The 9,583-nt window shown below is 65.7% G+C and carries 13 protein-coding genes; 11 read left to right on the top strand and 2 right to left on the bottom strand.

From position 1 onward, the window contains the following. Positions 1-126: 126 nt before the first annotated feature. The 4 genes from SX1_RS08480 (at position 127) to gp17 (ending at position 2,808) form a co-directional block, all read left to right on the top strand. The gene (locus SX1_RS08480; protein ID WP_019052637.1) at positions 127-1,257 is read left to right on the top strand and encodes a phage major capsid protein; all 1,131 of its coding nucleotides are present in this window, start codon (positions 127-129) and stop codon (positions 1,255-1,257) included. A gap of 150 nt (positions 1,258-1,407) precedes the next feature. Next, positions 1,408-1,686 carry a phage fiber-tail adaptor protein gene (locus tag SX1_RS08475; protein WP_019052636.1) on the top strand — a complete coding sequence of 93 codons (279 nt, stop codon included), beginning with the start codon at positions 1,408-1,410 and terminating at the stop codon, positions 1,684-1,686. After that, entirely contained in the window at positions 1,686-2,222 is a 537-nt protein-coding gene (locus tag SX1_RS08470; protein ID WP_026149596.1) for a head-tail connector protein, read from the top strand. The genes SX1_RS08475 and SX1_RS08470 overlap by 1 nt, the downstream gene beginning before the upstream one ends. 184 nt (positions 2,223-2,406) lie before the next feature. After that, positions 2,407-2,808 carry a tail completion protein gp17 gene (gp17, locus tag SX1_RS08460; protein ID WP_019052633.1) on the top strand — a complete coding sequence of 134 codons (402 nt, stop codon included), beginning with the start codon at positions 2,407-2,409 and terminating at the stop codon, positions 2,806-2,808. Positions 2,809-2,871: 63 nt separating this feature from the next. On the opposite strand, the gene SX1_RS24185 is transcribed toward gp17, so the two are convergent. Further along, on the bottom strand, positions 2,872-3,897 hold the full coding sequence (locus SX1_RS24185) for a hypothetical protein (protein WP_157410127.1): 1,026 nt from the start codon (positions 3,895-3,897) through the stop codon (positions 2,872-2,874). A 108-nt stretch (positions 3,898-4,005) separates the two neighbouring features. After that, positions 4,006-4,335: a hypothetical protein gene (locus SX1_RS08455; protein ID WP_019052632.1), complete on the bottom strand. Its 330-nt coding sequence runs from the start codon at positions 4,333-4,335 to the stop codon at positions 4,006-4,008. A 54-nt stretch (positions 4,336-4,389) separates the two neighbouring features. On the opposite strand from SX1_RS08455, the gene SX1_RS08450 reads away from it, so the two are divergent. The 7 genes from SX1_RS08450 to SX1_RS08420 all read left to right on the top strand — a co-directional run bounded on the left by SX1_RS08450 (position 4,390) and on the right by SX1_RS08420 (position 9,566). Next, a complete protein-coding gene (locus SX1_RS08450) occupies positions 4,390-4,797 on the top strand; it encodes a phage major tail protein, TP901-1 family (RefSeq protein WP_017184507.1) in 408 nt (135 codons plus the stop codon). Further along, positions 4,794-5,117, top strand: a complete 324-nt coding sequence (locus SX1_RS08445; RefSeq protein WP_019052631.1) for a gene transfer agent family protein — start codon at positions 4,794-4,796, stop codon at positions 5,115-5,117. Before SX1_RS08450 ends, SX1_RS08445 begins: the two co-directional genes overlap by 4 nt. Further along, positions 5,114-5,311, top strand: a complete 198-nt coding sequence (locus SX1_RS08440) for a phage tail assembly chaperone (RefSeq protein WP_019052630.1) — start codon at positions 5,114-5,116, stop codon at positions 5,309-5,311. The genes SX1_RS08445 and SX1_RS08440 overlap by 4 nt, the downstream gene beginning before the upstream one ends. Before the next feature lie 172 nt (positions 5,312-5,483). Further along, positions 5,484-6,038: a hypothetical protein gene (locus SX1_RS08435; protein WP_019052629.1), complete on the top strand. Its 555-nt coding sequence runs from the start codon at positions 5,484-5,486 to the stop codon at positions 6,036-6,038. After that, complete coding sequence (locus SX1_RS08430; protein WP_019052628.1) at positions 6,038-8,386, top strand: DUF2460 domain-containing protein; 2,349 nt, start codon at positions 6,038-6,040, stop codon at positions 8,384-8,386. Before SX1_RS08435 ends, SX1_RS08430 begins: the two co-directional genes overlap by 1 nt. Beyond that, complete coding sequence (locus SX1_RS08425) at positions 8,377-9,204, top strand: phage/gene transfer agent baseplate hub protein (protein WP_043145440.1); 828 nt, start codon at positions 8,377-8,379, stop codon at positions 9,202-9,204. The genes SX1_RS08430 and SX1_RS08425 overlap by 10 nt, the downstream gene beginning before the upstream one ends. After that, a complete protein-coding gene (locus SX1_RS08420; RefSeq protein WP_019052626.1) occupies positions 9,201-9,566 on the top strand; it encodes an NlpC/P60 family protein in 366 nt (121 codons plus the stop codon). The genes SX1_RS08425 and SX1_RS08420 overlap by 4 nt, the downstream gene beginning before the upstream one ends. Positions 9,567-9,583: the final 17 nt, after the last annotated feature.

The raw sequence follows: 9,583 nt of genomic DNA, 5'->3' as shown, positions 1-9,583 counted from the left end.
AACTGCGCCTAGCCAGCAAGCTGGCAAGGCTTCGTATCCTTCTCCCCCGTGGGGAGAAGGTTTGTTTTTTTCAGGGCGGTCCCATCCGGGGCCGCCCATTTTTGTGTTTTCTAGCGGGAGAATGACATGACGGACGGCGTGACGGATGCTCTGGAGGGGAGCTTTGATGTGGTGCTTCAGGGGGAGCGGATTGCGGCTTTGGAGGCGGATTTGAGCGCGATGCGGGTGGCGATGCAGCGGCCTGCGCTCGATGGGGTGAAGGGCGGGGCGCCAGGAAATTTTGGTGATCCGGCCCGTAGCGCTTTTGTCGATCGCTATTTGCGGCAGGGGCAGGAAGCGGGCGTGGAGCTGAAGAGCTTTTCCGGGGCTTCGGGCGGGAGCGGGGGATATGCGGTGCCGCGCGAGATTGATCAGCTGATCGATGCGACGCTGAAAAGCATTTCACCCGTTCGCGCCATTGCCAACGTCGTGCGGACCGGGACGGCGGGCTATCGCAAGCTGGTGAGTGCGGGCGGGATCGTGTCGGGTTGGGCCAGCGAGACGGGGGCGCGGGGCGAGACGGGGACGCCAAGCTTCAATGAGATCGCGCCGCCATCGGGCGAACTGTTCGCCAATCCGGCGGCGAGCCAGGCGATGCTGGACGATGCGCAGTTCGATGTCGAAGGCTGGCTGGCGGGCGAGATTGCCCGTGAATTTGCCGTGGCGGAGGGTGCGGCCTTCATCACCGGCAATGGCACGAACAAGCCCAAGGGATTCCTGACCTATACCACGACCAATGAGGCGGACAGCGTGCGGGCGTTCGGATCGCTGCAATATGTCGCGTCGGGCGCGGCGGGGGCTTTTGCCGCGTCCAACCCGCAGGACAGGTTGATCGACCTGGTGCAGAGCCTGCGCGCGCCCTACCGGCAGGGGGCGAGCTTTGTCATGAACAGCGCGACGCTGAGCGCCATTCGCAAGATGAAAACCAGCGATGGCGCATTTTTGTGGCAGCCGTCGATGAGCGCTGGCCAGCCCGCGACGCTGCTGGGTTATCCGGTGGTCGAGGCCGAGGATATGCCGGACATCAGCGCGGGCAGCCTGTCGATCGCGTTCGGCAATTTCCAGGCGGGCTATGTGATTGCCGAGCGCAGCGACACCAGCATCCTGCGCGATCCGTTCAGCAACAAGCCGTTCGTGCATTTCTACGCGGTCAAGCGGATCGGCGGGGCCGTGGCGAATAGCGAGGCGATTAAATTGATGAAGTTTGCGGCGTCTTGACGGGCGAGGGGGCCGGCGTTGTGCCCCCTCATCCAGCTTCGCCTAACTGGCTGTGCCAGTAAGGCTGCGTATCCTTCTCCCCCCAGGGGAGAAGGTTTTGGGGGGAGGCGTTTGGCCTTCCCCCTTTTTGTTTGGGGGGAGCAAGCGGCGATGAGCCTGTATCTGAAGGATGCCGACAGCAGCATCGATCATGGGATCGACTGGTCCGCCCATCTGGCGGGGCAGAGCATCGTCGCCAGCCTGTGGAGCGTGGCGCCGGTCGAAGCGGGCGGATTGAGCGTGGAGGCTTCCGCGTTCGAGGGCTTGCGGACCAGCGTGCGGGTGAGCGGCGGGCTGATCGGGCGGCTCTATCGACTGACGAACCGGGTCACTTTGTCCGACGGGCAGGTGGATGCGCGGTCGGTGACATTTCGGGTGGAGGAATGCTGATGCTGGCGCAGGATGAGAGCGGGACGCTGGCGGCGTCGCTGGCCGAGCTGAAGGCCTATTTGCGGATCGAAACGAGTGGCGAGGATGGGGTGCTGGCCGGGTTGCTGCGCAGCGCGTCGGCGCTGTGCGAGCAATTTGTCGGGCAGTGGCTGATCGTGCGGGGCGCGCAGGAGATGGTGGCGGGCGATGGGAGCTGGCAGCGGCTGACGGCGCGGCCCGTGGTGGGAATCGAGAGCGTCGAGGCGGTGGAGGCGGATGGCATGGCGGTCGCCCTGCCGGTCGATGGCTATGCGATCGACATCGATGCGACCGGCGAGGGGTGGGTGCGATCGATGCGCGCGGGCGGCGGGCGGCGATTGCTGGTGCGCTATTCGGCGGGCATGGCGAGCGAGATGAACGGCCTGCCCGAAGCATTGCGGCAGGGGATCGTGCGGTTGGCGGCGGAGCATTTTTCCGCGCGCGGGACGGAAGGGGCCGCGCCCCCCGCCGTGGTGAGCGCGCTGTGGCGGCCATGGCGGCGGATGCGGTTGCGATGAGGGCGGCGCTGGCGCGGATGGTGGCGCAGCGGGCGGCGCGGCGACGGGCAGCGGTGGCGGCGGCGCTGGATGAGGCGGGGCTGGACGTCAGTATCTAGGGCGAACTGGTGCGGGCGTCCGGGCGCGGCCTGGTGGCACGCTGGTGGCGGGATATGGCGCTGCGGGAAGCGGGGAGGGGCGGACTATGAGCGCTGAAGTGGCGGTGCGCGCGGCGGTGATCGATGCGTTGCGGGCGGACACGCTGTTGATGGACGGGCTGAACGGCCTGTTCGACGGCGATCCGGTGCGGGCCAGCCAGCCCTATGGCGTGGTGGGCGAGTGCATCGGCGCGGACTGGGGCGGCAAGGATGTGGCGGGGCGCGAGTTGCGGCTGACGATCGGCCTGCATGACGGTGGCGAGACGCCGGCGCGGCTGGCGGGGATGATCGCGCGGATCGACCCGGTGCTGGCGGGCGTGGCGGTGCGCGAGGGGTGGCGGGTGGTCACGGCGCGGCTGGTGCGGTCACGGGTGGCGCGGGTTGCGCGGCAGGGCGCGGGCTGGTCGGCGGTGGTGGATTATCGGTTGCGGGCGGTGTGGGAGGGGTGAGAAGTTCACATCAACGGGTCCAAGCCCTGACGCGACAGGAATGGGTGCCGGCTTGGGGTCTTTTTAAGCTGCCATCTTCTGTCGAAATTCATCTAGAGCATTGTAAACGCCAGTTCCAAAATAATTCCCACCGATAAAAAACATTCTGACAGGATTATCAGTGCCAAAATCTAACGAGGAAATCATCGTAATACCTGGCCTTTGAAAATAAACTGCATGTTTTGGTATAAACTTGGTTTGGGCAGCGACTAAAACATTTAAATGATAAACGCTTACTCCTCTGCTAGATCCTATGAGTACAGGTCCGGTTTCTCCAGGAGAAGCGATTTGCAGAGCAAGCGAGCGTTCCGCAACGCTTAGCCAGACTGCATCGCCCATGGATAAATCTAACGTTAGCCCATGATTTACATATCCTTCGCCGATAGGCTGAGTCCTTATCGCATGGAACAGCATTCGGGTTTGTTGCCAAGCTTCATTTAGAGATTCACTTGGCGGCAGTATCGGCTCAAAGCAATTCCGGGCTTGAGCCGCCTGCGCCTGTTCCCAGTGGTCAATCCATGCAATGGCGTCCTCATCGCTGACCACATCCCCGCGACCGCGTAGATAATCGAAGAAATGGATTATGTCGCGGATGCCCACACTTCTCTTGGATAAGCGCAAAAAAACCGAATCCGATATTGTTGCACAGGCATAGAGCTTTTGTTTTCCAAATCGATGGTTGGATTCGCCGTACTTGACCTGTGTGTCATCTATCATTGAACCGCATTGGAAGCCGCCAACGATAGATATGCCAACGATGTAGTCTACATCGCCATAGCCTAGAGCGATTTTCGGCCCCTGAAGCACCTGCCCTTGCTGCCAATTTCGAATCCATTCATGCATCTGTGCATGGTTATGCCTGCGCTTTTTCTCGAAGTCGGATTTGCCAGAGGTCATGTACATGATGGCAACGCAGCGACCCGCCGCCCAAACAAGGTCAGCTGGTTCTTTTCCCATGCCGTAATGTGAAGGCTTGAAAACCGATTGAGAACCCAAGAGATTTAACGAAATCTCCCGAATGAATTTCTCTTGTATCGATTTATCGCTCACTGCTTTTGCGCTGACACAAGTTTGTAGACCATGCTCTCTGCCTCTTTGAGCGATGAATACTCTCGTAGGTGATCAGCATGCACGGCGTGACGCTGGCAAACTGCTGCTTCAGCCCGGCGCGTTGTAATCCTCATATTCCGCGGTGATCTTGTCGACATATTCCGAAATCTGGTCGTCGGCGTCGGCCTGCGCGGCTTTTTCGGACATGCCGTCAGCCTTGTCCGCCGCGACGATCGCGGTGCGGAAGGCGGTTTCCTTGGCGGCGCAGGTCTTTTTCATGTCGGTCTGAAAATCGCCCAGCGTCAGCTTCTTTTCCAGGCCCGGCTGAATCTGGGCCGACAGGCATTGCGAATAGGCCTTGCGACCCATGCCGACAGGATCGGCGGGGGCGGCGGCTGCGGTTGTGACCAGCAACATAAGCGGTGCGATGAAGATCATTGAGACTCTCCTTAACCAGCGTTTTGCACGCTTTATCGGAAGAAAGGATGCGCCATGGGCGTCGAAAAGGGAAGTGCGTTTCTGTTGAAGGTTGGTGATGGCAACATTCCGGCAACATATGCCACGGTTGCGGGGATGCGCACTACGCAATTGTCCGTGAATGGCGAGGCGGTGAACATCACGTCCAAGGATTCGGGCGGGTGGCGCGAATTGCTGTCGGGCGCGGGGGTGCGATCGGTCAGCGTGTCGGCGGCGGGGCTGTTCACCGGATCGGCGGCGGAGGTGGCAATCCGCAACCATGCGCTGTCCGGCACGATCGAGGATTATGAGCTGAGTTTCGAGAGCGGCGAGCGGATGCGCGGGCGCTTTCTGGTGACGCGGCTCGACTATGCCGGGGACTATAATGGCGAGCGCAATTATGCGCTGAGCCTGGAAAGCTCCGGCGCGGTGGTGTCGGAATGAGCGGGGCTAAGGCGGAGCGCCCAAATCCCGAACGGGGCGAGGCGGCGCTGGCGATTGGCGGCGACATGCTGGCGTTGCGGCCGAGTTTTGCGGCGCTGGTGGCGGCGGAGGCGGAACTGGGGCCGCTGTTCGCGCTGGTGGAGCGGGCGGCGGACGGCAAGCTGTCGCTGGGCGATCTGGTGGCATTGTTCTGGCATTGCCTGGTCGATCGCGACCGGATGGATCGCGATACGCTGGGCGAGGCGATCCTGGCGGTGGGACTGGCCAAGGTGACGCCGGTGCTCAAGGCGATTTTGCAGCAGATATTGGCGGGCAAATGACGCGCTTTGCGCAAGGCGCGGCGCGGCTCGCCGGGGTGGCCGGGTGGCTGCTGGGCTGGCGGCCCGATGAATTCTGGCGCGCGACGCCCGCTGAACTGGCGGCGGTGCTGGCGGCCGCGCGCGGGGACGAGGCGGTCGATGCGGGGGTGGATGGGCATGAGCTGAAGCGGTTGATGGGGGCGATGCCGGACTAGCAGCGCGGCGTGCTCTCGCCTGCGCGGGAGCACAGGCGAGAGGGCGGGACTGGGCTCCCGCCTGCGCGGGAGCACTGGGTTCAGGTGGCGGGGGCGATGCCGGATTGACCCAGTGCCGTTCGGCCCTTCGACTTCGCTCAGGGCGAACGGAAATTGAAAGGGAGTGACCCGGATGGACGAGGAAATCGAGACGCTGGTGGTGCGGGTTCGGGCCGATACGCAGGGGTTGAGCCGGGACGTGGAGGCGATGCGGGCGGGGATTGAGGGGCCGCTGGGCGACGGGGCGGAGCGGGCCGGGCGGCGGATCGAGCAAGGGCTGTTGCGCGCGGTGCGGACGGGCAAGTTCGGTTTTGAGGATTTGCGGCGGATCGCCCTGTCCGTGCTGGACGAGATTGCAGGCAGCGCGTTGCGCGGGGCGATGGGTGGCGCTGGTGGCGGCGCTGGCGGGCTCGTCAATCTGGGGGCGTCGCTGCTGACGTCGGCATTGGGGCTGCCGGGACGGGCGACGGGCGGGCCGGTGGCGCCGGGGCGGGCCTATATGGTCGGCGAGCGCGGGCCGGAAATGTTCGTGCCGACGAGCAGCGGGCAGGTGGTCGCGCATGGCGGTGGCGCGCGCGATGTGCGGGTGAGCATTGCGGTGAATGGTCGGGGGCAGGAGAGCGAGGCGCGGCTGCTGGCGCGAAGCGCGCGGCAGGTGGCGCGGGCGGTGAAGGGGGCGCTGGGCTGATGGGGAAGCTGGACTATTGGCTGGCGGATGCGCGGCGGGGGCAGGAGACGCGCTGGATGAAGCGCTTTGCGCCGAGCCACTGGACCGTCAATTTTCCGCGCCCGATGATGGCGAGCGTGGTCACGACCGGGGCGGATGCCTTGCGGGTGGATGCGACCTTTTACGGGTCGGGCGATCTGGCGGGGCTGATCTGGGAGGCGGTGGACGGGTGGAGCCATCCCCTGCTGGCCTATGAGACGGCGCGGGATTTCAGGGCATGCGTGCTGCGGTTCCGGTGGCGGAGCGGCGGCCTGCGCACGCTGGACGAGACGCATGGGCCGACGCTGACGATCGAGGGGCGGGATGCGGCGGGCAATCCGCGCGCCTGGTATGTGCGGCTGTGGAATTATGCGAACGGTGGGCCGGAAGACGCGGTTATCACGCTGGATTTCGCGGCGCTGGACGGCGGGTTCCTGTTGCCGGAGGAGGCCGATCCGGTGTGGGCGGGGGATGTGGACCGGATGTTCATATCGCTGGTGCCGCCCGATTATGATGCGGGGGACACGCCCTTTGCCAGCGGCGTCGAGGGCTGGGCCGAACTGTCCGACATGGCGTGCGATGGGGCGGGTTCCGTGCTGGCGACAGGTGACATCATGGTGCCGGACCATGGGCTGGCGATGGCGACCGGCTATGACGACTGTTTCAACCAGACGCCCGAACGTGTGGTCGCGGCGATCCATGCGCTGGGCTATCGCGGGGCGATCAACCATTATGTGGGCATGAGCCATTATTTCCGGCTCGAACGGCCCGATCCTTCCAGCGCGGAGGGGCTGTACGTCAGTCTGACCGGCGGGGCGCTGAACGCGCCCTGCGCGGCATGGCACCGGGATTTCGCGCGCCACGCGAAGGCGCTGGGCTTCGATGTCATCTGGTCGCTATCCTATGAACTGTTCGACGCGCATTGCTGGAACGACTGGAAGCAGCGGGCGGAAAATGGCGACCCGGCGCTGACTGGCTGGGTGCCGCCGTCGACTTTGCTGTCGCCCGCGCATGGCGGGGCGATGGGATATGTGCAGGCCGTCGCAAGCGCCTTTGTTTCCATTGGGTTGGAAGTCGGTTTGCCGATCCTGTTTCAGGTCGGTGAGCCATGGTGGTGGGTCGTGCCGGGCGACGGGCGAATATGCATTTATGACGATGCGGCGCGGGCGGCCTTTGGCGGCAGTCCGGTGTCGATTGCGAGCATCTGGGGTGCGCTGGACGAGGCGCAATGCGCTTTGCTGGATCAGGCGGGGGCGGTGCTGGCGGCGTCCACCGCGGCCTTATGCGCGGCGGTGAAGGCGGTCGCGCCGGGCGCGGTGACGCATTTGCTGGCCTATCTGCCGACGATTTTGGACCCGCGCGCGCCGCAGGCCAAGCGGGCGAACATGCCGCTGGGCTGGGCCTCGCCTGCCTTCGATGTGCTGCAACTGGAAGATTATGACTGGGTGACGGAGGAGCGGCCAGGGCTGACGGCGCGGGGCATAGAGCTGGCGACGGCGCGGCTGGGCTATCCGATCGAGGAGCAGCATTATTTTTCGGGCTTCGTGCTGTTGCCCGAACAAGCGGGCCAGTGGCGCGCGATTGCGGCGGCGGCGCAGGCATCGGTGGACCGGGGGACGGCGGCGACCTTCATCTGGGCGCTGCCCCAGGCGTGCCGCGATGGCTTTACCGCGTTCAGGATCAATGGAGAGGGTGCGATGCAAGCCTTTGACGATATTGTCTTTCCGCTGGGCATAGGGCGCGAGGCAAGCCTGTCGCCCGCCTTTTCGACGCAGATCGTCGAAAGCCCGTCGGGGCATGAACGGCGCAGCAGCGACTGGGCGGATGCGCGGCTGTCCTTCGACGCGGGACCGGGGGTGCGGTCCGAGGCGGACATAGCGACGCTGATCGGCTTTTTCCGGGCGCGCCGGGGCGCGGCGCGGGGGTTCCGGTTCAGCGATCCCTATGACGATCGCAGCGGCGCGCCGGGGCAGGCGCCGGGGCCGATCGACCAGAGGCTGGGCGTGGGGGACGGGGTGCAGGCCTCGTTCCAGCTGATGCGCTATTATGGCGCGGGCGAGGATGCGCAGGCGCGGATCATCACCCGGCCGGTCGCAGGGACGATCCGGGTCGCGGCCGATGGCGTGGAACTGACCAGCGGGTGGAGCCATGCGGGAATGGGGATCATCGCCTTTGACGACGCGCCTGCCGATGGCGTGCTGCTGACCGCTGGCTTTCGCTTCGACGTGCCGGTGCGCTTTGCCGAGGATCGGCTGGACATCAACCGCGCGACCTTTGCCGCCGGGGAAGCGCCGTCGGTGCCGCTGGTGGAGATACGCGAATGGGCATGATCGAGGCGCTGGAGCAGCCGCTGGTCACGCTGGCCTTTTGCTGGCGGATCGAGCGGCGGGACGGGGTGACGATCGGGCTGACGAGCCATGATCGCGATCTGCTGATCGGCGGGCTGACCTATCGCGCCGCGCCGGGGATGACGCCATCGGCGATCCGTAGCGGCATCGGGCTGGAGGGCGAGGATAGCGATCTGGCGGGGGCGCTTTCCAGCGATGCGATCAGCGAGGCGGATCTGATGGCGGGGCGCTGGGATGGCGCGGCGCTGGAAGTGTGGCTAACGCAATGGGGGGCTTTGGGCGAAGCGCCGGGCGACCTGTGGCTGTCGCTGGCGCGGGGCGAGATTGGCGCGGTGGCGCGCAAGGGGGCGGCGTTCAGCGCGGAACTGATCGGCGCGGCGGCGGTGCTGGGGGCGGCGGTCGCGCCATCGACATCACCCGATTGTCGCGCGACCCTGGGCGACCGGGCGTGCCGGGTGGACATGGCGGCGCGGCGGCGGGTGGTGAGCGTGTCGGGTGTGGACGGGGCGGTGGTCGCCGCGACCGGGCTGACGCCCGGCGACTATGCGTTCGGGACGTTGCGCTGGCTGGGCGGGACGAATGTCGGGCTGGTGCAGGCCGTGGCGGACAATGGGGCGGACGCGGTGACGCTGGCCGACCCGCCGGCCTTTGCGGTGGCGGCGGGGACATTGGCGCTGCTGACGGAGGGGTGCGACCGGCAGATGGCGACCTGCGCCGGGCGCTTTGGCAATGGCGTGAATTTCCGGGGCGAACCTTATCTGCCGGGGATGGATCTGCTGACCCGTTATCCCGGCGCATGAGCGCGGTCGAGCGGGCGCGGGCGCTGGTCGGCGTGCCGTTCCGCCTGCATGGGCGCAGCGAGAGCGGTCTGGATTGCGTCGGGCTGGTCGCGCTGGCGCTGGGGCGGAATGCGCCCTGCGCCTATGGTTTGCGCAGCGGCGATGCCGGGCGGGCCGCAGGCTGGCTGCGGGCGGCGGGATTGGTGCCGGTGGCGGGCGGCGCGCCGGGCGATGTTGCGCTGGTGCGGCCCGGTCCCCTGCAATTGCATCTGATGATCTGTGTGCCGGGCGGGTTCGTCCATGCCCATGCCGGGTTGCGCCGCGTGGTCGAGATGCCGGGGCCATCGCCCTGGCGGGTGATGGGTTGGTGGGCGTTGATATGAACGTGCGCCCGCCTGCG

The organism is Sphingobium xenophagum NBRC 107872 (genome assembly GCF_000367345.1).
Lineage (GTDB): Bacteria > Pseudomonadota > Alphaproteobacteria > Sphingomonadales > Sphingomonadaceae > Sphingobium > Sphingobium xenophagum.
Note: the sequence above shows the minus strand (reverse complement) of the source record. Positions and strands in the feature narration are given on the sequence as shown.